Source organism: Tolypothrix campylonemoides VB511288_2, from assembly GCF_045999855.1.
Lineage (GTDB): Bacteria > Cyanobacteriota > Cyanobacteriia > Cyanobacteriales > Nostocaceae > Scytonema > Scytonema bouteillei_A.
Genome location: NZ_JBFPMW010000004.1, coordinates 202,380 through 227,785, shown reverse-complemented (window position 1 = coordinate 227,785; position 25,406 = coordinate 202,380). Strand labels below are relative to the sequence as shown.

Below are 25,406 nucleotides of genomic sequence, written 5' to 3'. Positions count from 1 at the left end.
GAAGAACGCAGATAAACGCGGATAAATTTTTTATCATCAATCTGCGTATCTCTGCGTCATTCAGCGTTTCAAAATCAAAAATCAAAACGATGATTACCGATTCATTCATTCGCGAACAAAGTCATACCTACTTTCTCAGTGAAGCTCCAGAATTATTACACACTATCGAGCAAGAGCTTTTCAGCTTACCACACAATTACAGTATCGCTAAAGTCCATAACTTAATGCGCTCTGCTCATACGATTAAAGGGGGATCTGCTATTGTTGACTTAAAAACCGTTAACAAAATTGCCCATTCTTTAGAAGATGTTATTAGGGCTCTCTACAATCCCGATGTAGTCATAGATACTGAATTGCAAACACTTTTGCTACAAGCTTACGAGTGTCTTCGTCTTCCCATAACTGCAGAAATAACAGGTAGCAGTATTAACGATGAGGAAATTCTGCAACGAGCCACTTCAGTCTTTGCACAGTTACATGAAAAATTAGGCGATGCTCTAGACGCTGACACTCATATTCCCACTTCGGTAGAACTGGGGTTTGATATTGTACAGTCTATATTTGAAACTGGAGTGACGCAACGTCTGGAAAGTATTGCGAAAGCTATTCAAGATTTACAGGATACAGATGAACTCAATCAATTTTTACGCTCTCAAGCTGAGGTATTTCTTGGTTTAGCAGAATCTTTAAACTTACCAGGATTTGGAGAAATCGCTAAAATCACTCTAGCTGCGCTAGAAGCAAATCCAACTCGTACAGTTGAAATTGCAGAACTGGCTTTGGCAGATTTTCAAAAAGGACAACATGCTATATTGGCGGGCGATCGCACGAGTAGCTATCAACCTTCAGAAGCTTTCCAAGAACTCTCTCAACCAAGAGTGAAGAATTTTGGTTCTCTCTTGTTACAGGAAGAACAAGAGATAAAGACAAATGTAGAAAATAGTTTAACTGTTTATTTCACCGACTATTCTACCGATACACCTCCTAATGCGATAAACTTAAGAAGTGAAATAGTTGATTTTTATAATTTTTTAATCAACAATAGTGGCTTCAATAGAAAAAAATTAAAGCCTGTAGAAGCTAAATTTTATTTAAAAGTAGTTCGTTATATATTAGGTTGGTTTAATCATCATTTAGAAGTCCCTTATCAAGAACTGAGCCTAGATCTACTTGTTCCCTATTTGCAAGCAGAAAATCCTATTGAAAAAATAGAAAATTGGCTATCTCAGTGCTTGCAATTCCTAAGTGATAAAGAGGACAGTGATAGCCTTTGTCTGTATCGTCAAGGTATTATCTTAAAAATTTTATTTGCTCTTGCTCAGTTTAAATATAGAACATTTAATAGCGATACCCCAATTTTAAAAACAATAAAAAACAAAATTATTCAGACTGCCAAAGAATATAAAAACTACCCGTCTGTTACAGAACAAGAAAAAAATTGGCTGGCTAAACCAAAATTACAAAATCTTTTAGAAATCAGAAAGATACACCCTGAACCATATCAACAAAGTGATTCTTTAGTAGATACAATTTGGGGACAAGAAGTTATAACGACTGCTAGTTATGAGTTACCCACCACTCAAGATAACTCCGATACAACGGAACAGACACCAGATGTTTTGCAGCGCGAACAAACTTTAACAGAGCCCTATTGGAACTTAACTCCAGAGCCAGAAATCACTCACAATAATTCAGCAACAATTTCCCAACCGTTAGCGATTAGAGAAGCAGCAACGTTGGATACAGTTCTCACAACCAATGAAGTCATTTCTCCTGACTCCAATGCAACAATCGACCGAGAAGTTGAAGAAAAAAAGACACGACAAAATTCATTTATTAGAGTCGATGTAGAGAGTCTGAATACGTTAAATTATCAAGCCGGGGAATTACTGATTTATCAAAAACGCCGGAATCTTTATGATGAACAATTTAAAGAAATTATTGAGCAACTCTTTTTTCAACTCCAAAGACATCAAAAAACTTTAAATCAACTTCGTGAATTACCACTTCAAGTACAGAATTTTACGTCAAAGTACAAGCAAAACTTTGCTACTGTGGACTTTGATACTTTGGAAATGGATGAGTATACAGAATTTAATGTAGCCTTATACTCAGCGCTAGAAGAGACGTTACAGCTACAAGAAACAACAGAATCCCTCGATTTACTGATCGAACAATCCACACAGATTCAAGAAAAAACACAGCGATTAACACTTAATATCATTGACAACTTAGTAGAAACACGAATGGTTCCTGTGGGAGATATTCTCAATCGTTTTCCCCAAATGGTACAAAACTTAGGGAACGTATATGGCAAAATGGTAGAGATGAAACTAACAGGTACGCAGGTACTGATAGAGAAATCAATAGCAGAAAAGTTATACGATCCTTTGTTGCAATTAGTTCGTAATGCTTTCGATCACGGTATTGAATCACCTGAAATTCGTCGAGAGTTTGGAAAATCAGAACGAGGTTTAATTGAAATTATTGCCTATCACCAAGGTAGTCAAACTATTATTGAAATTCACGATGACGGACAAGGATTGCACGTAGAGAAAATTTGTGAGAAAGCTGTTGAACTTGATTTGTTATCAGCAGAAGAAACCAGAGGATTGATTTCTAAAGCAACTGAAGACAAACTTTTAGATCTCATATTTTTACCTAGATTTTCTACAGCTGCTAAAGTGAGTGAAATTTCAGGACGCGGTATGGGTTTAGATATTGTGCGTTCTCAATTGCATTCTCTCAATGGCTCTATAGCAGTTCAATCCTTACCGAAGCAAGGAACAAAATTTATACTTAAAATTCCCTTTTCTATGACTACCGATAAATTGATGCTAGTGCAAGCTGGAGGCATTGTTTATGCCTTACTATTGAACAGTATTGAAAAAATCCTTCTCTCTTCTACTCATACAATTAAGGAATTTGAAGGCAAAAAAATCTTGCACTGGAATAAAGACAAAGATGAACGCATGATTAGCATATGTCATCTTTCAGAGTTAATTAATTATAACAGTCATTATATCTGTCACAGACATTTACAAAATAAACAAATAAATGATGGTACAGAAACTATGAAAAACCCTGTACTATTACTGAAACGCAATCAAGAACTTTTTGGTTTAGAAGTGGATCAAATCATTGGGGAACAGGAACTCGTTATTAGACCTTTAAGTCAAACTATATCTCCACCAAAATATATTTATGGGTGTAGTAGTCTCGCAAATGGAAATATGATTTTGGTTATTGATGCAGCACTGCTATTAGAACCACTCAACGCAATGCAAGCAGAACTAGATGTCATGGCATTACCACCAGCCACGGCTCAAATGAGGGCTTTACCCATTTCAGCTTCAGTAACACAATCCATACCCCTACTAGCTTCATCAACGACCAAATTAGAATTGAGCCCTTATCAAGAACAAACTCATAAAACATCAAAAGTGGTTTTGGTGATCGATGATGCTCTTAGTTTACGTCAAACCCTTTCTCTAACTTTACAAAAGTTTGGCTATCAAGTATTGCAAGCCCAAAATGGTGTAGAAGCTTTAGAACAGCTACAAGCCCATCCTGAAATTCAAATTTTGATATCTGATTTAGAGATGCCTCGCATGAATGGTTTTGAGCTTTTATCCCATCTTCAGCAGAACTCAAAGTTAGCAACTATACCTGTAGTCGTTTTAACATCCCGCAGTGCGGAAAAGCATCGGCGACTTGCTCAAGAACTAGGAGCAAAAGCATATATAACTAAACCTTACTTGGAGCATGAATTTATTTCAACAATTGAGACTGTGTTAACCATGACTCGCGAGTGACCAACTGATATCAAAGTGTTGTGAGGTCGGTAAAACAAGGGAGAAAGTACGATTTACCAAGAGAATGGGTCTAAAGCCTCGCCCTTCTAGGGCGACTTTATATGTGTTATAATATTTTGCGCAGAAGTTTTCCACGGAAAATGATTGTTTTAGAATTCAAAGCCAAAGGGAAAACGACTCAATATACTGCCATTGATGAGGCGATTAGGACGGCTCAATTTGTTCGCAATAAGAGTATCCGTTTTTGGATGGATAATCGAGGCGTGGGACAAAAACAAATGTATCGCCTTAGTAAGTCATTGAGAAGCGAATTCCCGTTTGTAAAAGCTTTGAATTCTAGTGCTTGCCAAGCTTCTATTGAACGGGCTTATAGTTCTATTGCTCGTTTTTACGACAACTGCAAAAAGTCTGTTCCGGGTAAAAAGGGATATCCAAAGTTCAAGAAAAATTCTCGCTCAGTGGAGTATAAAACCTCTGGGTGGTCACTTTCCGAGACTAGGAAACAAATAACCTTCACCGACAAAAAAGGTATTGGTACGCTCAAGCTGAAAGGAACATGGGATTTAAACTTCTACCAATTAGAACAGGTAAAACGAGTTAGATTAGTTCGTCGTGCTGATGGGTATTATGTTCAATTTCTGATTAGTGTAGACAACAAATTAGAAACACAACCCACAGGGAAAACCATTGGTTTGGATGTAGGACTTAAAGAATTCTATACCGACAGCAATGGACATAGTGAACCTAACCCAAGGTTTTATCGCACAGGAGAGAAACGTCTAAAATTTAGACAAAAGCGCGTTTCTCGTAAAAAGAAAGGCTCTGCCAACCGTAAGAAAGCTATTAATAAATTAGGGCGAGTACACCTCAAAATAAGTAGGCAACGTGAAGAACACGCCAAGAGACTGGCGCGTTGCGTAATCCAATCTCACGATTTGGTATCCTATGAAGATTTGAGGATTAAAAATTTAGTGAAAAATCACTGTCTCGCTAAATCTATTAATGATGCTGGTTGGTATAAATTCAGAAAATGGTTGGAGTATTTTGGGGTGAAGTTTGGCAGGATAACTGTTGCGGTTAACCCCGCCTACACTTCTCAAGAATGCTTCAGTTGTGGCGCAATAGTCAAAAAATCTCTATCTACAAGAACCCATGTTTGCGAATGCGGCTTTGTAATAGATAGAGACTGGAATGCCGCTATCAATATTCTGAAATTAGCCTTGAGTACCGTAGGGCATACGGGAACTTGGATCTACTATCCGAACGCTTCAGGAGATTCGACCTCTACTCATACTGGAGAAATCCTGTATCAGCAAGTTGGGTCTGTGATTGAAGAATCTTCGCCCTTATAGGGCGGAGAGTGTCAAGAATGCAACATTGGTAAGCAGTACGCTCTAATTCACCTAGCACCTCATCCCGGTGACTCCGCCTCCCGCTCGGGCATTCCCAGGGGGCATCCCAATTTGGAAAAAACACCGGGCGATTAAAATCGCGTCTGTACAAATGCTCGTCCCTTCGGGTTCGCCCTCCCTTGTTCGCCAGTCGCCAGGGCGTGGGAAACCCCTCCCTTGTTCGCCAGTTGCCAGGGCGTGGGAAACCCGCCTTCAGCACTGGTCTCACCGCCTGCAGCGCTCGACTCACCACCTACGTGGACTTTCTATCAAGTCCGCGTTCGCGTAGCGTGCGCTTTGCGCTTGGGCGGACTTCGTTTGTGTAGCCCCAGAATTTTATTCTGAGAGTAACGCGCTAAATTGGGATGCTCCCCATTCGCAAGCAGAAAGAGCCACCGGAAAGAGATGATAGCAAGTCTCTACAGCCCTTAAAATTAATATGGTGGACTGCGAATTTATTCCTGACAGTTACAGAATTCTGTGGCACCTTGTTTAACTAAAAGTACTGAAACTGCGAAGGTTGGAACTCCAGAAATTTTAGAAGCCAGAACATAGCTGAGATCTACTACAAAATCTATCTCACTTTTGTACAATTTTATCTTTTCACAAAATTTCCACTCTTTACAAACAAAATAGCTGATTTTACTTTGAATACTTTTTAAGTATGTTTTTCCTTTCTTATAACTAATAAGATTACTGGTATCAAAAGGATTTACACTTATCTTATCCGATCTTTGAACTGAAGATAAGTTAGATAGCAAAGAGTTTCCTAAAGCGCAATATAACTCATTTTTACTTCTTGATAAATAATAATTTGCATACTCCACAAAAGAATCAACTGGAGCTAAAGAAATCATACAATCATCAGAAAAATTAGCTGAACTATTGTATATATCAAACATAAATACTTTTCAAACACCCGTAACTTAGTTTTTCTCTATATTTATAGAAATGTAAACTTATGTAAATAGGTAATATTACGTAACTTTACCTGCAAGGTAGTAAGAGCGTAAATTCTGTACTTTCTCCTGGTACAGAATGACAAATCAAACGACCTCCATGCTTTTCGACAACAATTTGATAACTGATAGACAAACCCAAGCCATTTCCCTTCCCAACTGGTTTTGTTGTAAAAAATGGGTCACACATTTTATTTTGCACCTGTGCTGTCATACCTATACCATTATCTTTTATAGAAATAGCAACTTGATTGTGCTGTCTCAACTCTGTGCGAATCCTAATCTCTCCTTTCTCATTTCTTAATAAGTTACGATCGAGAACAGAGGACTCTTCAATAGCATCCACTGCATTAGTCAGTAAATGCATAAAAACTTGATTAAGTTCCGCAGCATAGCAATTTACAAGGGGTAAATTAGCATACTCCTTAATCACTTTAATGCCTTCAAGTTTTGAACTAAGAATCATTAAGGTATTGTCAATTCCTTGATGAACATCAACAGCTTTAATAGCTGCTTCATCCAAACGAGAGAAATTTCGCAATGATTGGACAATATCTCTAATACGAGAAGCACCTGTTTGTAATGAATTTAACAGTTTAGGTAGATCGGCTCGAATATATTCTAAATCTATCTCCTCTGCTTTCTCAAGAATTGCTGATAAAGATATGGAAGGATTTTCTAGATAAATATCTACTAGTGTCAGTAAAGATTGAGTATAGTTTGAGATATGAGTTAAATTTCCATAAATAAAGTTAATAGGATTGTTAATTTCATGAGCAATTCCAGCAACTAATTGTCCTAAACTAGACATCTTTTCATTTTGGATCATCTGTAGTTGCGTCCGCTGCAGTTCTTCTAATGTGTTCTGCAACTCCTGAGTTCTTTGAGCGACTCTTGTTTCCAATGTGTTATAAAAATTTGCATTTTCTAGAGAAATGGCAGCTTGTGCTGCTAGGATCTGTAAAACTTCTACTCTATCATGCGTAAAAGCACCTTTGGTAAGATTATTTTCTAAGTATAAAATCCCTACAATATTACTTTGATAGAAAATTGGTAAAACAAGAATAGATTTTGGTTGATGTGTGATTATATATGGATCGGAATTAAATTGTTGATTGTGACTGGCATTATCTAAAACCAGGGGTTCATGGGTACGTTGAACGTAGGTAATTAGGGTCTTTGGTAAAAGTGTAAGAGAATTTATGCTTTGTGATTGGCAAACCATCGCCTCACCGTCTTCGCTTAAATAACCCTCTACAAGCAATTTATTATCCTTCTCGATCGCAAACACGACTTTTTGAGCGCCTGCATTTTCCCTCACTAAATGCATAAGTTTTTTTAGCAACCGCTCTAGAACAATTTCTCCAGATAACGCCTGGGAAGCTTTAACTACTGTTAAAATATCAAAAGTTAAAGAAGCGTTAATCTTACTAGAAGTCGTGGTAATCGTATTCTCTTTAGAAATTATCTTTGGAGTTTTAATACTTAGATAAGAATATTGGGCTTCTAATTGTTTAACTTTAGCTGTAGCTCCCCATTTTATGTAAGCCTGGTAAGCTTTAGTCATATAGAGTTTACCAATCTCTTGTTTACCTCTAATTAACCAAAACTTTGCCGTCAGTTCTAGAGCCAAAGCTTCATTCTGGATAAAATCTTGCTCTCTAGCTGATTCAATAGCGCGATCGTATAAATCCATTGCTTCTAAATCTTTTCCAGTCATGCGAGCTATTTCTGCTTCTACCAAAAGATACTTGTGTAGGAAGTTCTCCGGACAGTTATCCGCCCAAATTTTCATTTGCTGCTGATTTTTTTGTAATTGCTCCAAAAATTGGATTTTTTCCCCATTCTCGACTGTAGAGAAGAAACTAGCTAAAATGAGAGAGAAATAAAAATAATATTCAGAATATATTGTGAAGCCTGTCATTGATAGAAGCGATTTTTTAGATAGGTTCACATAATTGAGAGCATCTTCAAAGCTATTTGTTAAATAACAAGTTTGAGCTTGGCAAATAGAATAAACACCAATAGCAAATAAATTTTGATTTTGTTCGCATTGTTCCAAGAATTCATTGTCTGAAATCAGAATATATTTTTGTTCTAATTCATCATTAAATAAATCAAGTATTGCTAATTTAATAGCTAGTACTACCTCAGTAGCAAAAGTATTTTTTATTTGTTTTGTGAGATGCAAACAGATTGATATTTCCTCAAGCAGCGACTTGAGGTCTAAACCCTGAAAAAATAAATTACAAACTTTACTAAAAAGATTATATCCTCCAAATAAAAGCTCTCCCGATTCTAAACCTGCTTCATAACCTTTCTGATTAATATTGGATGCTCCTTTAATATGTCTTGACCAACAGTGTATAAAACTTCCTAGCGTAAAACTTGCTTTACAAATCTGAGATCTATCATTAAATTTTGCTGCTAGTTCTAATGCGTGTATACCAAATTCATAACCCAAGCTATAATCTTTAAAGAAACTTCCAAGAATCATGCCATAAGTAGAGTAAGCTTTTACAGATTCAGGAATATTACCGTATCTTAAAGAAAGATTGACTGATTTTAAACAGATAATGACAAACAAATCAATATTGGATTTGATAATAGTAGCTGCTTCCACCGCCATAAGCAGTTTTATGGCTACTTTTTTTTCTTCTAATAATATGCATGGTTTGTTAATTATTGATGCAATTTCTTGATTGTCTAAATTTTTTTTAACTTCTGCCATTTCATCGCTAACAACTGCTGCTAAATTATCTTCAGGCAAAATCACGCCTAGTAAATCAAGCCCTTCTTTTGCTGCTTCCAAGGCTGCATCATATTTTGATTGTAAAGTATATTGGAAAACCAAAATATTATATAAATCTGATTTAGGAATGCTGGCTTCTGTTTGCTCAAGAGCTTTATAGATTAGACTTTGTGCTTTTTCAAAATCACCAACAATAAATTCAACTTCAGATCGTTCTTTATATAAATCTAAGGTTAAATCAGGGTGGATTTGCCAACTATCTACTGTCAATAATTCCATAGCTGTTCGTAAGTATTTAAGTGCAGGTTCATAAGCAGCAGAAGTTTTTGCTTTCCGTCCAGCTATTAAGTTCAATTGCGCTAATTCATATTGTTCGACTTCATCGCTAAAAGTAGTTATTCCAACATTCAGTTGGTTAACAATATCAAAAATATTTTCTTGTAATTGTTCTTTTGGGATTTTAGACAGCAGCAATTGACCGATTTTGCGATGAGTGATTTGCTTTTGGCGATCGGGAATCAAGGAATAAGCTGCTTGTTGTACTCGGTCATGTAGGAAACAATACTCTAACCGCGACTCATCACAGCCAAATTGTTGAAGATCATTGTCTTCAAAAAGTAAAGCCACTTTATAATCTTTATTTAATGGTAATATAAAGCCTTGCTGGAGTGCTATCCACAAATTTTCGGCTACTTCATTAATAGATTTTTGAGTGACGATCGCCAGTACATCTAGTTTAAAACGAGTGCCGATACAAGCAGCATAAGTTAACATATCTTGTGTTACTTGAGGTAACTGACTCACGTTGCGTGCTATAAGTTCTACAACACCTAAGTCAGTAATTCCCACTGTTTGAATCCGTTCAATACTCCACTGCCATTGCTTTTGAGATAGATGAAATACCAGTAATCTTTCTTGTTCTAATGTCTTCAAGATTTGAGTTAGAAAAAAAGGATTACCAGCAGTTTTGTTAAATAGTAAAGAAGCGAGTTCTTGTATTTGAGATGTTTCTTTGCAAGTGAAAGTATCGCATAGCAGTTGATTGACACAAGCTAGGCTTAAAGGCTTCACAGCTATTTGAGAAATTCTCACCCCTGTCTTCTGTATTTCGTCAACTGTTTGCATTAAAGGATGGTAGGGGTTAACCTCGTTATCTCGATAGGCACCAATTAACAGTAAATATTGGCTTGCTGGATCGGTTATCAAAAACTGTATCAATTTCAGTGAAGCAATATCTGCCCATTGCAAATCATCTAGAAAGATAACTAATGGATGTTCTTTCTGAGTAAAGACATGAATAAATTTTTGAAAAACGAGATGAAAGCGATTTTGCGCTTCAGTGAGTCCTAGCTGTTGTACTGGTAGTTGTTTTCCAATAATTAACTCTACTTCTGGAATGAGATCGGCAATAACCTGTCCGTTATCACCTAAAGCCGATTGCAGTTTTTCTCGCCAGCTTTGTAATGATACAGTATCTTCTGCTAATAAAAATTTTATTAAAGATTTGAAGGCTTGTATAATAGCATCATAAGGAATATTGCGCTTAAATTGGTCAAATTTTCCTGATATAAAATACCCTCTTTGCCGGACTATTGGTTTTTGTACTTCATTGACAAGAGATGATTTGCCAATACCAGAGTAACCAGATACTAGCATCATTGCAACTGTAAATTTGGAATTCTGGATTTTGAGTTGGTCTTCATCTTCTTTGGCTTCCCCTGTTATATGATTGAATGCTGCTAATATCTTTAAAACTTCCTCTTCCCGTCCGTAAAGTTTTTGAGGAATGAGAAGATTGGGAGCGCGATCGCATTCGCCCGGTATAAAGTTGGGAATGACTTCAATCCTATAAAGATGTGCGGCGGTAAATTCCAAATCAGCTTTAAGTCCCAAAGCACTTTGATATCTGTCTTCAGCATTTTTTGCCATCAGTTTCATCACGATCGCAGCGATGGCTGATGGTATCTGTGGGTTGAGTTGTTCGATAGCAGGAGGAAGTTTTGCAATATGGCAGTATACTAACTCCAAGGGATCGTTACTTTTAAAAGGCAATTCACCCACAATCATTTCATATAAGGTTACACCTAAAGAATAAAAATCAGTGCGATAGTCTATGGCGCGATTCATTCTCCCAGTTTGTTCTGGAGACATATATGCTAAAGTACCTTCCAGTTGGTTGGTATTCATCGCTCGGGGTATTTCACTATCCAATTGACTGGCAATACTAAAATCAGTCAGCTTGACAATTCCAGTCGTAGGGTTGATGATAATATTTCCAGGTTTCACATCTTTATGGATAATATGATGTGAATGCAAGTCCGCTAGCGTTTGTGCTAGTTTTACCGCAATATTTAGAGATGTAACTAAATCTAATTTTGTTGTATTTAACAGTTGCTTGAGTGATTGTCCGCCAAAATCTTCAAATACAATTGCCAAACGATTTTTATAAGTTTCTTTTTTTAAAACTTTGACAACTCCAGGTAAATCTAAATGAGCAATAGTTTTGTATTCGTGCAAGAGACGGGCGATTTCCTCTACAGAAGGATCGCCGGCTTTGAGAATTTTGAGAATAACTCGCTGCTGGTTATGTAAAGATAGACCCCGATAAATAACAGTATGGATTCCCTCGTGAATAATTTCGGTTAAATCATAACCTGGAATAAATGGGGACGCGAGCATTTTGTAACCTTCTCGATAGACTTCAAAGTATTGCCTAAATTTAGGATTCCCAAAATTTGCTCGCTCTTACACTTTTGTTAATGCTAATTCCTATCTGTACTTATATAGCTGACTGTTTGGGTAGCAAGCCATATTTCGGACAGGCAAAGCTACGAATTTTTATCAACGCTATGTTCGATACATTTGCATCTATTAACACTCGCTTTTGGAATCCGCGCATCCATCAGAACAAAGCACAAATAGACTGGCAGTTTGATACAGTTTCTTATAATGGTATTAAAGTTACCTTTCAAGGTATTGAAGAGTTTGTCTTTAACGAAAATGGTAAAATTTTTACTGCGATCGCTCATTGGGAGCCAAATGATGTAGCAAAACAACTTTGGCCCAGACAATTTCGTCAGAGAATGGCTACAAGAGGTTATCCGTTCATCAAACCCAATCGAACCTAAGATTGGGTAAAAATATAACTAAGTAAAAACACCAAGGTTTTGTATTTACTTCAAGATAAAAACCAGTTTCCCAACAAAACTCAAGCAATTACAAGTTGCTTGATTTGCAAGAAAACCTGGTTTTTGAAGTTGGTGCTGTATATTGGCTCATCTATTCTGTGTAAAATGATTACTCTTCGAGCACTTGGCTTTGGACTTCAACTGCTGTCGCTGTAACGTCTATTGTGCCATCTGGTGTAAAACGTCGAAAATGGCTGTTTTGAACCAATAACTGTTCCCCACAGTTGGGACACTGTAACTGAGTTTTATTTAAACCTGTAAATTCATATTGACAAACAGGACAGCGATCGCTTACCAAGTTACGTTGCAACCAAAAGCGAAATCCCAAAAATGCAAGAATGGGCACCAGCAATAGTAGCCCAACAATAATGAGTAAGGAATTTACTAACCAGCCCAAGCCTAACGAGGCAAGCAACCACATAAAGACTAGGAAAGTTAGCCAAGGGCGAAGATTAGACAGATTGACCTGAAAAGTTTTAAGGCTCATTTTAAAAAAACGTCTTGCTCTTCCTCTAGAATAGCGAGTTTCTCCGTTAGTTAAGTAAGTCAGCACAATTAAAGCCCGCTACTTACTTGTCACCGGTGACTGGTTACTGATGACTTTAACTGCTCTTTCAACCGTCTTTGAAAAGCGTTGAAATCAAATAGAGCAAGTACTTGCTGTCGCAGCCATTGCCCGTTACAACGCTGGTCTTCTCCTTTCAGTATTTCTATACACGCTGCCGCTACCGCATTTGGATCGCGGTGCGGTACTCGCCATCCGAGTTTACCATCTTGTAATGGGTCAGCAGACCCATCATCATCACCCGATAGCACGGGTACGCCACAAGCCATGGCTTCTAAATAGACAATGCCAAAACCCTCTTGAGAAGGCATCACGTAGGCATCAGCGAGGCGATAGTGTTCTATCAATTCTTCTGTAGGCACAAATCCAGCAAAGATAACGCGATCGCTAACACCCACATCTTGAGCTAATTGTGCTAATCTTGGCTGGTCATCGCCGCGACCGATTGCTAAATACTTAACTTCTGGGAAAACACGCGCTATCTGCGGCAATGCTTGAATAGTAATATCTACACCTTTATATATATCCCCCGACCACAGCCTAGCGACAGTCATAAGTACTTTAGCTCCTGTCAAACTATAGCGTTCGATCAGTGCAGGGGATTTTGTTCCTGGAGTAAAGCGATTCCCGTTCACCGCACAAGGCATAACGATCGTTTTACTGGGGTCTAAATCATTGACTGCACAAGCCACTTTACGTGTATAATTGCTAACTGTCCAAATCCAAGCTGCTTTTTGCAGGCTAGATTTCATTGCAGGCGGTAACGGTTGCCAAACCTCTTTGCCATGGGTCATCACCGTATAGGGAATTCCCAGGGGATTGCACAACATACCCACTAGAGGAGCAAGGTTAATATGACCGCAAAAAACATGTTGGGGACGGGACTTTAGCAGACAAAAGAGTAACGCTATCGAAATTTTCAGGCGTTCGAGTTGTGGCGATTGAGATTTAAAGTAGTGAAATTTTAACCGTTCCGATTCAAAGGGATTTGAGTCGCTAGGACGATCTCTCAGCAAGAAAACTTCTGCATAATAAGGTTCGTTAAACGCCTGATACGCTCTAAAAATATCTTTTACATAAGATTGAATGCCACCTTCTCGTTCAAAAATTTCTATAAAGACGAACACATGATTGTTTTTTGGCATTTGTCAAGTATCAATTATTATTGCTTCATTTCCCCTTGTCCCCCTTATCCCCCTTGCCACTATATCCTCGATTCGTGCAAAGAGAGGGAAGCCTTCCAACAGACCACTCCCCCAATGCGTGAAAATCTTTGAGGTATTTTCTACTCATCAGATTTTTCTTGTCCTTATTGTTGCCCCTGTAGACCGTACTTGACGATGAGCAAGCAGTTTCTTCCGTCTGTACCCCGTTCGTAGATCACTTTATCTGCCAAGCGCCTCAGAAGAAACCATCCATATCCCCCTACTTGAAGAGTTCCTGGTTCTGGTTCTGCGATCGCATCTGGATTAAAAGGATTCCCCTGGTCCCAAATTCTTATTTCCAAGCGATCCATCCATAGAGAAACATCAATCTCTATAGTTGTTTCCGGCGGTAAGGAATGATGAGCGTGACGAACGGCATTGGTAAAGCCTTCTGCTAATGCCAGGTTTAGGCGATACAGTTGGCTTTCTGACCAACCAAGCGGTGGCAAGTTTTGCAAACAAAATTGCTCAAACCACTGCTGCACTTGGTTAAGAAGCTTGAGTTCGCTCTTCACCGTCAGATGGTCTTGCTGCACTATGCTAAGCATTGACCTTGACTTAAACGTAAATGAGTTAAAAATGTGTGTACCTCTTGTATATCCCAGATTTGTGATTTTGTAATTACATGCTGCAACCAAAAAATAAAAATCCTATGATACACCCTAATTTATTACAATGGACGCCTGCTACTTTTTCTCAAAAGTACATATTTTGCACTTATTGAAAAATTCACAGGCGTCTGTATCGATGTGCTATGTGGCGACTAATTTAGAATAGTCCAAAAGTGAAGGACTTATCAATTGGGAAAGTCGCGCCAATTCCCAACCACAGAGTCACCAAAGTGCCAACTAAGAACACTGTTGTTGCTACTGGGCGGCGGAAGGGATTTTGGAACTTATTCACATTCTCAATAAAAGGAACGAGAATTAGCCCCAGGGGTACGGAAGCCATCAACAACACCCCTAAAAGTTTGTTAGGAACTGAACGGAGAATCTGGAACACAGGATACAAGTACCACTCTGGCAAAATTTCCAGTGGTGTAGCGAAGGGATTGGCTGGTTCTCCAACCATTGCCGGGTCAAGTACAGACAAAGCCACTATAGCAGCAAACGATCCCATAATAACAACTGGGAACACGTAAAGTAAGTCATTAGGCCAAGCGGGTTCGCCGTAGTAATTGTGACCCATGCCCAGTGCTAGTTTGGCTCTTAACTTTGGATCGCTGAGATCTGGTTTTTTGACTGTAGCCATTTTTTAATGTGCTCTCCTAACTTAAATTGTGAATTGCTAATAGCTAATAGCTAATTGCTAATTGTAAGAAGTGCGATCGACCATTAGCCATTAGCCCTTCGGGTTTGCCCTTCGGGTTCGCCAGTCCCCTACGGCGGGAAACCCGCCTGCAGGGCTGGTCTCACCAGTCGCCTAGGGCGGGAAACCCGCCTGCAGGACTGGTCTCACCATTAGCCATTAGCCATTAGCCATTAGCTATTAGCCATTAGCCATTAGCTAAATTACAACGGACCCGAAATACCTTGCTTGCGAATCATCAAGAAGTGCAACAGCATGAAGACTGCAATCAACCAGGGCAACACAAAAGTGTGTGCGCTGTAATAACGGGTCAATGTAGCCTGACCAACGCTAGAACCACCACGCAGGAGGTCAGCTATGAGGGTACCAACTACAGGAATTGCTTCTGGTACACCACTAACGATTTTCACAGCCCAGTAACCAACTTGGTCCCAAGGTAGAGAGTAACCAGTCACACCAAAGGAAACGGTAATCACTGCGAGGATGACACCACTAACCCAAGTCAGCTCGCGGGGCTTTTTGAAGCCTCCAGTTAGGTAAACTCGGAAGACGTGCAAAATCATCATCAGCACCATCATGCTGGCAGACCAGCGATGGACGGAGCGAATCAGCCAGCCGAAGTTTACACCATTCATGATGTACTGTACGGAAGAATAAGCTTCCGCAACAGTTGGCTTATAGTAGAATGTCATGGCAAATCCAGTGGCAAACTGGATGAGAAAGCACGTCAATGTGATTCCACCCAAGCAGTAGAAGATGTTGACGTGGGGAGGGACGTACTTGCTGGTTACGTCGTCAGCCAGCGCCTGAATTTCCAGACGCTCCTCAAACCAGTCGTAAACGTTGGCCATACAATCTCAAATTCCTAAAATTGACTCGCGGTTGATAAATCTATTAAAGTTCTGAACTTGACATTGCTTATAAGCTATGCTTGGCTCAGACTTTTCCCCTAGTTCCGACTTTGGGATTTGAGCAACGAGTATTTATCCTCGTTTGCTTTTTCAATTGTCATAGTGTTAATAGTTTAAAAAAAACTTTACACTCTGACTAGAGGGAATGTATTGCGTTCTGTCTGCTGCCAAGCACCATCAGGTGATGGACGCAAATCAGAGTTGGGGGTTGGCGATAGTGACTGCGTGCTGAATCTAACGGTTAGAAAGGTTGATGACAGCGATGCATCACTTCTATAAAAAAAGTAACATAGTCGAGAGATAGATTTCACAAATGCAAACTAGCTGAGCTAACTCTGGCAATTTGGGTTGAAGTGATAGTGAATATGGGGTTCATGCACAAACAAGTTTTTCGAGTAGGATTGTCATTCCTCGTCGCTTTTTGGTTGGGCTTTTGCAGCTTTTGTCAACCTGCGACAGCTTTGACAGAACAACAAAAGTTGATATCAGAAGCGTGGCGAATTGTTAATCGTACATACTTGGATGAGACGTTTAATCATCAGAACTGGGCAGTGGTACGGCAGAAGGCTTTGGAAAAGCCAATAAAAGACGACCAAACGGCTTACACGGTCATTCAGAAAATGCTTAAGAGCCTTGATGACCCTTTTACCCGGTTTCTTAACCCGGAACAGTACCGCAGTTTGCAGGTAAATACTTCTGGGGAACTGACGGGAGTGGGATTGCAAATTGCTCTCAATCCCGAAACAGGTAAGTTGGAAGTGGTCGCTCCCATATCCGGTTCCCCTGCAGAAAAAGCTGGGATTAGACCGCGCGATCGCATTCTAAAAATCGAAGGGTTTTCCACAGAGAATTTAACCCTTGACGAAGCAGCAACCAGAATGCGGGGACCAATTGGAAGTGCCGTTACACTGCTGATAGAACGAGATGCGGGGAAAGAGTTAGAAGTTCAGCTAGTGCGCGATCGCATTTCGCTCAACCCTGTGATTGCGGAATTACGCACTTCTCCCCAAGGAACGTCTATCGGTTACATTCGCCTCACACAGTTTAATGCCAATGCTCCAATGGAGTTGGCACACGCTATTTCTAGTCTAGAAAAAAAAGGCGCTAATGCCTACATTTTGGATTTGAGAAATAATCCTGGTGGACTCTTACAAGCAGGAATTGAGATAGCCCGTTTGTGGTTGAACTCCGGGACCGTTGTCTACACGGTAAATCGCCAAGGGGTGCAGGGTAGTTTTGACGCCTTTGGTCCGGCTTTAACCGATGACCCCCTAGTGGTTTTAGTGAATCAAGGAACCGCGAGTGCCAGTGAAATTCTAGCAGGAGCATTACAAGATAACAAACGCGCCCTGCTAGTGGGAGAAACTACCTTCGGAAAAGGTTTAATCCAGTCCTTATTTGAGCTATCAAATGGTGCTGGCTTAGCTGTAACCATCGCTAAATATGAAACTCCCAATCATCACGACATCAACAAACTGGGAATTAAGCCCGATATGCAAATTCCTACAGAATCCATCACTCGCGAACAAGTTGGTACAGAAGCAGATACTCAGTATCAAGCAGCCGTACAACTGTTGAAAAAAAATGCGGTAGTGGCTAGGGGTTAGGGACAAGGAGGACAAGGGGGACAAGGGGGACACGGGAGAAGTATCGATCGCTAGGCTCCAATCTCTACACCCTAACCCCTATCCCCTAGCTCCTACCTCCCCAATCCCCAATCCATCCCAAGAAGCAAGGCGTTCATAGGCATTGTCGATAAAGCGCTGTCCCCGAAGAAAGCCAGTATTGGCACCAGGGCAAATGTAGTGGAGTGTTTCTCTTGTAAAGTTTTTTAGCAGCAATTTGGTACTCTCAATTTGTCGCCACCAGTGAAAGGTTTTAGCAGTCTGTAATGGCATTGGATTGCCCTGTAAGTTAGGCAGAAGATGACGACCGGAAAACAACACACCTTTAGAGCTTCCATAGTAAAGACAGGAGGAACCGGGAGAGTGACCGGGTGTCCAAATCATCTTTACTGTTGAATCTAAGGTCAATTCCCGACCAAAAGCAGTCACTGTTAAACTTGGTAACAAATAAGCTTCTTGCTCTTGAATCAAGATCTTACAGTTAAAAATTTGCTGAATTTCTTCTGTCTTACCAATTGCCCCTCGATGGGTGAGAAAGAAATAACTGACACCCCCATAGGAATGTAAAAAATCCTGATTTATTGTATCAACTGCCGGACAATCGATCAGGATATTGCCTTCGTTTCTTACAATAAAATAAGCAGTCCCCCCCAATGTGTCTCTATTTGGTGGAAATGCAAAAATTTTTGTACCTGGCGAGAGGTCTGAACCGAGACTTCCTGGGTCTGGAATTTCATTGGAGAAAATTGCTCGTGGTGATTTGGCTGTAATGCTTGACTCTTGAGGCAAGGGACACATGAGGAAAACTGTTATTGTGGAGGAGTTGTAAAAAATTGCACTTACAGTATACGCCACTGGTCATTTTTCTGACCGCGAGCAAGAATTAACTTAATTTTATTAAAACAACCGAAGATAACATGACTTTTTGGTTTCTTCTTCTACTGGGACTCATTACATACTTAATGGTTCAACGTAGTGTGTCTAAAATTACCAGGACACCTGTCTGGTTGTTATGGTTGGTTTTAATGACACCAGCTTTCCTGTGGACTGCTTGGACTGCAATATATGGAGGACAGCAACCACCTCCAAGAGCGCTGATGGTGTGGCCGCTCATTGTATGTCCGATATTATACTGGATTTTATTTCAGTGGGGGCGTCGTTCACTGAAAGAAACACAGGTTGAAGCAGAAACCCAAAAAACTTCAGAGCCCCGAGAGCTACAATTGAATGTAGATCCTATCGCAGAACCAGTGCCAGTGCGTCCCATTGAACCATCGGAAGAAACCCAACTGCGAAATTGTTTTCCTTGGTCTGTATACTACATTCAAAACATTGAGTATCGACCCCAGGCTGTTGTTTGTCGCGGTCAGTTAAGAACCGCACCAACTAACGCCTATCAAAGAATTAAGGCAAATATTGAAGCACAATTTGGCGATCGCTTCTTAATCGTTTTTCAAGAAGGTCTCAATGGCAAACCTTTCTTTGTTCTTGTTCCCAATACCCAATCTGCTAAAAGCACATCCAATACAGGTAGTGAAAAACTGACACGACCCGTGTTAGCCTCCATGCTGTTAGCTGTCACGTTGCTATCTACAACTTTAGTAGGAACCACAATAGCTGGTGTCGATACTACAACATGGCAAGCTAACCCTGCTGAGTTATTAAAAGGTTTACCCTATGCAGTGGCGCTGATAACTATTCTAGGTATCCACGAATTGGGTCACTATCTCACAGCACGGTATTACAAAATTCGTGCTACTCTCCCTTACTTTATCCCCATGCCTTTTTTTCTGGGAACCTTTGGAGCATTTATTCAAATGCGGAGTCCAATTCCCAATCGTAAAGCTTTATTTGATGTAAGTATCGCAGGACCCATAGCAGGTTTTTTAGCAACCTTACCTTTACTGTATTGGGGTTTGGCAAATTCTCAAGTTGTACCGATGTCAGAAAAAACCGGGATTATGAACCCAGATGCACTAAATCCCAATTACTCCATACTACTAGCGGTAATTTCAAAATTAGCCTTAGGGAGCCAGTTAACAGCAAAATCAGCGATAGATTTGCATCCAGTTGCCGTTGCAGGGTTTTTGGGATTGATAGTCACGGCATTGAATTTAATGCCAGTGGGACAACTTGATGGGGGTCACATTGTTCACGCCATATTTGGGCAAAGAACAGCAGTTGTCATCGGTCAAATTGCTCGCTTGTTACTGCTGCTACTTTCTTTAGTTCAACAAGAGTTTTTCTTGTGGGCAGTTATTTTGTTGTTCTTACCTCTGATTGATGAACCTGCTCTCAATGATGTTAGCGATTTGGATAACAAACGCGATATAGGAGGACTCATTGCAATGGTTTTATTAATTGCGATCGTCCTTCCATTACCACAGTCCCTTGCTCGGTTATTACAAATTTAATTTGATGTTATCTAAAGTCTGAAACTTTGGCACCCTTAACAGATACTAATGAACCAGCACCACCTTTATCTGAAGCTAATGCTAAGTGGGCAAATGACTTACTGAAACAACAAGGTTTGAGGTAAAGTTTGTAACTAAAAAATTCTGCTACAAACGTCCCCTGTAATCTAAGTTTCATACCTCCGATTCTTTGTAGATAGTCATTAAATGTCAAATTTAACAGAAGCTTTAAATAGAATTTTAAACTGGTTGCAGCAAAACCAGTGGATTCGCTTTAAGGAGACTCAAAACTCAGCTTCTTTACTCAAACCTGGATTATCTCGTGCTGCAATTGATTCTTTAAGTAGAAATTCAAATCTTGAATTACCAGAAGAAATTTATGAACTTTATCAGTGGAGAAATGGGGACTTAATAGATGAATGGGACTGTATAGGATTGTTTGACATTTATCATGATTTTCATGGCTTTGGACCTTGGGGTTTTATTCCTTTTCAAGGCTTAGTTAACGTCTACATGAAAAAAAGCCAATACTATGCACATATGGAGCCAGAAACATTTTCTTGGATTTCAGATTTTCAGAGTCCCACAGCTTTGGAAATATTTTGCTGTATGTCAGACGGATGTTTAACTGGTTACGTGTATCAAGATGAAACTTATAAATCTTTTCCGGTAGTCTTTAGAGATTATAAGGGAGGAAGTGATACAGTTCTGAGACTTTACGCCAGCCTCACGGATATGATGGTGACTTTAGCTGAGAGTTATGAAACAGCTTACTATATAGGAGAAGATGGCTATTTAAAAAAAGATACAAATAAAGTTTTAGAGATTTGGCAAAAATATAATTCTAACCAATTAGTTGAAGGAGTACTGAATAAAATAGAGCAGTTAGAACCAACATTTCCACAACTTGAGAGGGGGCATGAGTTACTGAAAGAAGTCGCAGATATTTTAAAATTTTCTCAAGATAGAAGGTTAATAGAACCTTTAATTCGAGTTTTAAGAAGACCACCAACTAATACACAATTAGATAAAAATTTAGATTATTTTCGCCAAATGTCATCATTATACTTAGGCTGGTTCGGCGGCACTGATGCAGTAGAACCACTGATTGATGCTTTATTAGATGAATATTGGTTAACCCGGTACTGGGTAGCAATAACACTAGGTACGCTTAAAGATTCTAGAGCAGTAATCCCTTTAATTGAAATTTTGCAGGATAGCCAAGAAATGGTTCGGCAAGCAGCTTCTGAAGCACTATCCAAGATAACTAATCCACAATCTGTAACTAATCCTATTTATACCAATCCAGCAATAGCAAACCTAGACGCAGCGGCAGCTCTATACGGAATGACTTTATCGGATATCATTTTACCTCCAGATGAGGAGACATCTTGACGAGTTCTAGTTAATAAATACTTTGCTTTTTCTGGGGCTTGTTCTTCAGTGACGGTAATGAAAGATGGGTAGGATATTGACCCCACCCAATAAGATAGTTAGTTTTTGGCAGTTTTCTAACAACAGGATTAGGTTAACCGGGCTTTCTTACTTATGAAACATTGCCTAACCAAACCTGCAAATCAGCCAAACTGGTAAAATCTAACAGTGCTTCGCTCAAATCTTCTAAAGCAGGTAATGGCAAACCGGAAATTTGCAAAGCTATTTCCTCAGAAGGTTTTTGCCCAATGCGTTTAGTTAGGAGTCGAATAATGAGGTTAGCTGCTTCTTCAACACGTCCTTCTTCCTTAATTTCCATGTACACTCGCGTCTGCTGTAGTGTAATCCCTAACATTGACTCTACCTCCACTCGGCTTAACTGTTCAAATTTATAAACCATTATTGTCGTCACTATATCTATTATCACCTGACTCAATGGTGGAGAAATTTCTTGACGAGTTCTGGTTAATAAATACCTTGCTTCTTCTGGTGCTTGTTCTTCGCTGACAGTCGTGAGTACCATCAGTGCTACATGAATTATTCTACTTATTCTACTTAATTGAATGCAGAAAATTGGCAATAGATTTCATCTTACATCCCCCGCTATTTATTTCTTTAACAAGATATGCAATTTTCCTTTTTGGTTACTTTTTGCAGAGAAAAATCATCGCCTCTTGCATGTAAGAAGGATTTTGATAAACTACCAGTAGAGCGGGCACTGTTTACCAAATTATTCTATTTTCGCTAATACATGACTTGGTGTCTTTGTATGACCAGCCAGATATCTGGCAGCACCAAATTGAGAGAGCCTTTCTAAAATATATGATGGCGTATCGAGGTAATGCGATCGCGCAATAAGATCGTGGGCTGCTTGTGGGGAGCTAGCCATAATTTATCTTTTCCATTCCACTGGCTCAAATTGACTGAAAATTTAAGTTTTTGGGAATCCTAATCAATATGGCAATGTTCAGGGAGAGAGGCGAAATTCCGCATCTCGAAAACATAGCTCAAAGGGGGATAGAATATGGAACGAGAAACACCACCAAAGTTAGAAATTACACGCTCTCTCAATTTAAATCCTGAAGATTGGTTAAGGGCAACCTGGCGACCTAGAAACCCCTTACCGCGTCCGGAAGTGAAACCTTTTGACAAAATAAAAGCTTTAAAAAAACTAGCAAAAGTTTGGGAGAACATTAATCTAGATAATAGCAAAGCTAGATACATATTTGAAGCTTGGAAAAAAGCGGATATTCCTCATACTATGTCTCGTCAAGAAGCTAACTTTTGGCTAACAGCCATCACTACAAACGAGAGACCTACCAACATAGATTTGTGTGAAAGCGATGTGACTCTTCAGGATGCTCGGCGTAGGGTAATTGAGTGGTGTGGAAAGGGTCTGGGAATCCCTCCAGAAATTATGATACCTATTGCCAGTTTGTTTTCGGTGATTGAATTTATCGTTGCTTTATTCGAGATTAAACCTTTAGAAGATTGGGAGAAGAAACTGGTTAGTGCAGGTGTTACGCTACGCGATCGCGGAACCGATCTTGCATCAAGAGGTATTATTGAAGGATTCAGAATTTATATTTTGCCATATTTAACTGATGCAGAAATACAGGAAATGAGGCAGTATTTGCGACCTTTTTTAGATACTCAACAACATAAATACTGGCTTAATTTATATGATATAGCTGCAATGTTAGGTATGCATGAGGAATTACTGACTTTGCAGGAAACTTGGAAAAATGGTGGCTACAAAGCCTATCAATACTGTATTCAAGCTTATTCCAATCACGTATTTGGTTTTAAATCTGCTCAAGCAGTTGAAAGTTGGATGAGGGAAAACAAATTTTTACTATGCTCCTCTACTGATGTTCGTGCTTGGTTAGCCCATACTGAATACTCGGCATTAGATTTTATTCGTGATAGTATTTTGCTTTCAAATAATAAAAAGATAGGAGCCGAATTATTAGAAGCTTTTACATTAGTGGAAGCACCAGAAGCCGCACCATATATGTTAGAATTAATACTGGCTTCAAAAACTCCAAAAATAGCACAACAATGGTTAAACGATCGCCCCAACCATGCTATTTTTGGACTGATTTCAATGTTATGTCATAAAAATTATTCACCAGCTAATGTCAGTCAAAAACAATTATCTGATGCAGCTATTACGTTTCTCCAAAGTATGGTTAAAAAAGGACACCAATCCTTAATTGAAGCAGTTCTGGAGCAAGAAACAGGAGCAAATACAACTCGATTGAGAGAAATATTATTACCAGCAACAAGTGGAGTTATTTATTTGGATGCAGAAAGTACACCAACATGGTGCCAAACCGCTTTGGTAAAAAGCTCGGATCTAAAACATATCCAACTTCCCAAGTGGGCAATTTCTCACAATTTGCCTTCAATTACAACAGGCAATAAATGTTTGAACACAGAGCAAATAGAAATCTGCTTGCGCTCTTTAAAAGAAAGTACCTTAAATAGTCCTCATCCATTAGTGGCAGCGTTAAAAAATAATTGCAATTCAGCTTCTTTAGATGCTTTTGTCTGGCGCTTATTTGAAGTTTGGCTCGAACAAGGTGGACCAGCTAAGGAAAAATGGGCAATGGCAGCTTTGGGTTTGCTAGGCTCTGATGCGATCGCTCTCAAACTTGCTCCTTTAATTCGGAAAATGCCGGGAGAAAATTATCACCAACGAGCAGTTTTTGGTTTGGAGTGCTTGCGTGCAATCGGTTCAGACACCGCCATTATGGTGATTCATAGTATTGCAGAAAAGGTCAAGTTTAGAGGACTCAAGGATGAAGCAAATAAGTGCATACAAGCGATTGCCAAAGAACGAAAACTAACCGCCAAACAACTAGAAGACCGGATTATTCCAGATTGTGGTTTAGATGAGCGAGGTACAAAAGTCTTTGATTTTGGTTCGCGCCAGTTTTATTTTGTATTGGGTGCAGGGCTAAAACCAATGGTAAGGGATGCAGATGGCAGGCGTCGTGCTAATTTACCCGAACCAGGCAAGCAAGACGATCCGGAAAAAGCACAACAAGCAATAACTGATTGGAAGCTACTGAAAAAGCTCCTTACCCAAGTGGTGAAAACTCAAGCTACGCGCTTGGAATTAGCAATGTGTAACGAACGACGTTGGAAAACTTGTGAATTTCAGAAGCTCTTAGTCGAACACCCATTAATGACTCATTTAGTACAACAGTTAGTATGGGGTTGTTACGATCGCAGCGTTCCATTAGTCACAACCTTTCGGGTTGCTGAAGACCGTACTTTCACCGATTGTAAAGACAATACGGTAATCTTGAACGATATGGCTAGCGTAGGTGTTGTACATCCCTGCGATCTAGATGAGGAAACACGAGCTGCATGGAGACAAATTTTGAGCGATTATGAAATTATTCCAGCATTTTCACAAATAAACAGAGAAATTTACACTTTAAAACCAGAAGAAACAGATAAATATGCCCTAACTCGGTTTAATGATATCAATTTAACTTATCTCGCTGATAAACCAGGTTGGGTGAGGAGTTACGAAGGAGTAGATAACGGTTATCTCTGTTGGTATTCTCGTCAGTTTCCAGCAGCTAACATTGGAGTGAGAATTGGAGGGGACATTGATGGTTGTTGTTTTTATCCAATTCACACATCTGACTTACCTGTAAATGATAAATTTAGCGATCGCATAAATTCTCTAGGTGCAGTACGCCTGGGAGATGTTAGTCCAATTGTTGTTAGTGAAGTCATTAGAGATTTAAGTTCTTTAAGTTTTGACAAGCAGTAGAACAATAATTTCCCAGTCTACCCGCGTTTTTGGTAGTTTCATCCCC

Annotated in this window: 16 protein-coding genes and 1 pseudogene; 7 read left to right on the top strand and 10 right to left on the bottom strand. The window is 39.4% G+C overall.

From position 1 onward, the window contains the following. Positions 1-89: 89 nt before the first annotated feature. Entirely contained in the window at positions 90-3,815 is a 3,726-nt protein-coding gene (locus tag AB0756_RS13760; RefSeq protein ID WP_038076569.1) for a hybrid sensor histidine kinase/response regulator, read from the top strand. Positions 3,816-3,955: 140 nt separating this feature from the next. Further along, positions 3,956-5,167 carry an RNA-guided endonuclease InsQ/TnpB family protein gene (locus tag AB0756_RS13755; protein ID WP_167844644.1) on the top strand — a complete coding sequence of 404 codons (1,212 nt, stop codon included), beginning with the start codon at positions 3,956-3,958 and terminating at the stop codon, positions 5,165-5,167. 494 nt (positions 5,168-5,661) lie between these two features. Here AB0756_RS13755 and AB0756_RS13750 read toward each other — a convergent pair whose 3' ends face one another. Next, the gene (locus tag AB0756_RS13750; protein WP_038081974.1) at positions 5,662-6,108 is read right to left on the bottom strand and encodes a hypothetical protein; all 447 of its coding nucleotides are present in this window, start codon (positions 6,106-6,108) and stop codon (positions 5,662-5,664) included. A gap of 85 nt (positions 6,109-6,193) precedes the next feature. After that, entirely contained in the window at positions 6,194-11,596 is a 5,403-nt protein-coding gene (locus tag AB0756_RS13745; protein ID WP_038081970.1) for a trifunctional serine/threonine-protein kinase/ATP-binding protein/sensor histidine kinase, read from the bottom strand. Between the two features lie 56 nt (positions 11,597-11,652). On the opposite strand from AB0756_RS13745, the gene AB0756_RS13740 reads away from it, so the two are divergent. Next, positions 11,653-12,045: a hypothetical protein gene (locus tag AB0756_RS13740; protein ID WP_137986449.1), complete on the top strand. Its 393-nt coding sequence runs from the start codon at positions 11,653-11,655 to the stop codon at positions 12,043-12,045. Between the two features lie 169 nt (positions 12,046-12,214). Here AB0756_RS13740 and AB0756_RS13735 read toward each other — a convergent pair whose 3' ends face one another. From AB0756_RS13735 to petB, 5 genes are all read right to left on the bottom strand, one after another. Next, the gene (locus tag AB0756_RS13735; protein ID WP_038081966.1) at positions 12,215-12,592 is read right to left on the bottom strand and encodes a hypothetical protein; all 378 of its coding nucleotides are present in this window, start codon (positions 12,590-12,592) and stop codon (positions 12,215-12,217) included. A gap of 89 nt (positions 12,593-12,681) precedes the next feature. Beyond that, positions 12,682-13,815 (bottom strand): glycosyltransferase family 4 protein, encoded by a 1,134-nt coding sequence (locus AB0756_RS13730; RefSeq protein ID WP_050046240.1) that lies wholly within the window; start codon positions 13,813-13,815, stop codon positions 12,682-12,684. 164 nt (positions 13,816-13,979) lie between these two features. Next, positions 13,980-14,423 carry an ATP-binding protein gene (locus tag AB0756_RS13725; RefSeq protein ID WP_038081964.1) on the bottom strand — a complete coding sequence of 148 codons (444 nt, stop codon included), beginning with the start codon at positions 14,421-14,423 and terminating at the stop codon, positions 13,980-13,982. A 220-nt stretch (positions 14,424-14,643) separates the two neighbouring features. After that, the gene (gene petD / locus AB0756_RS13720; RefSeq protein WP_038081961.1) at positions 14,644-15,126 is read right to left on the bottom strand and encodes a cytochrome b6-f complex subunit IV; all 483 of its coding nucleotides are present in this window, start codon (positions 15,124-15,126) and stop codon (positions 14,644-14,646) included. Positions 15,127-15,386: 260 nt separating this feature from the next. Beyond that, a complete protein-coding gene (gene petB, locus AB0756_RS13715) occupies positions 15,387-16,034 on the bottom strand; it encodes a cytochrome b6 (RefSeq protein ID WP_038084233.1) in 648 nt (215 codons plus the stop codon). Between the two features lie 425 nt (positions 16,035-16,459). Between petB and ctpA the strand changes: the two genes are divergently transcribed. Beyond that, positions 16,460-17,701 (top strand): carboxyl-terminal processing protease CtpA, encoded by a 1,242-nt coding sequence (ctpA, locus tag AB0756_RS13710; protein ID WP_038084231.1) that lies wholly within the window; start codon positions 16,460-16,462, stop codon positions 17,699-17,701. 78 nt (positions 17,702-17,779) lie between these two features. Here the strand turns inward: ctpA and AB0756_RS13705 are convergent, their stop codons facing one another. Then, positions 17,780-18,517 carry an MBL fold metallo-hydrolase gene (locus AB0756_RS13705; protein ID WP_038084229.1) on the bottom strand — a complete coding sequence of 246 codons (738 nt, stop codon included), beginning with the start codon at positions 18,515-18,517 and terminating at the stop codon, positions 17,780-17,782. A gap of 119 nt (positions 18,518-18,636) precedes the next feature. On the opposite strand from AB0756_RS13705, the gene AB0756_RS13700 reads away from it, so the two are divergent. Next, a complete protein-coding gene (locus tag AB0756_RS13700; RefSeq protein ID WP_038084227.1) occupies positions 18,637-20,133 on the top strand; it encodes a site-2 protease family protein in 1,497 nt (498 codons plus the stop codon). A 207-nt stretch (positions 20,134-20,340) separates the two neighbouring features. After that, on the top strand, positions 20,341-21,528 hold the full coding sequence (locus tag AB0756_RS13695) for a HEAT repeat domain-containing protein (protein ID WP_050046241.1): 1,188 nt from the start codon (positions 20,341-20,343) through the stop codon (positions 21,526-21,528). A 151-nt stretch (positions 21,529-21,679) separates the two neighbouring features. On the opposite strand, the pseudogene AB0756_RS13690 reads toward AB0756_RS13695, so the two are convergent. After that, positions 21,680-22,099, bottom strand: a pseudogene (locus AB0756_RS13690) (DUF4351 domain-containing protein); the annotation flags it as partial. A 198-nt stretch (positions 22,100-22,297) separates the two neighbouring features. After that, positions 22,298-22,456 carry a hypothetical protein gene (locus tag AB0756_RS13685; protein ID WP_153021513.1) on the bottom strand — a complete coding sequence of 53 codons (159 nt, stop codon included), beginning with the start codon at positions 22,454-22,456 and terminating at the stop codon, positions 22,298-22,300. A 135-nt stretch (positions 22,457-22,591) separates the two neighbouring features. Between AB0756_RS13685 and AB0756_RS13680 the strand changes: the two genes are divergently transcribed. Beyond that, positions 22,592-25,360, top strand: a complete 2,769-nt coding sequence (locus tag AB0756_RS13680; RefSeq protein WP_038084225.1) for a DUF4132 domain-containing protein — start codon at positions 22,592-22,594, stop codon at positions 25,358-25,360. The last annotated feature ends 46 nt before the right edge of the window (positions 25,361-25,406 follow it).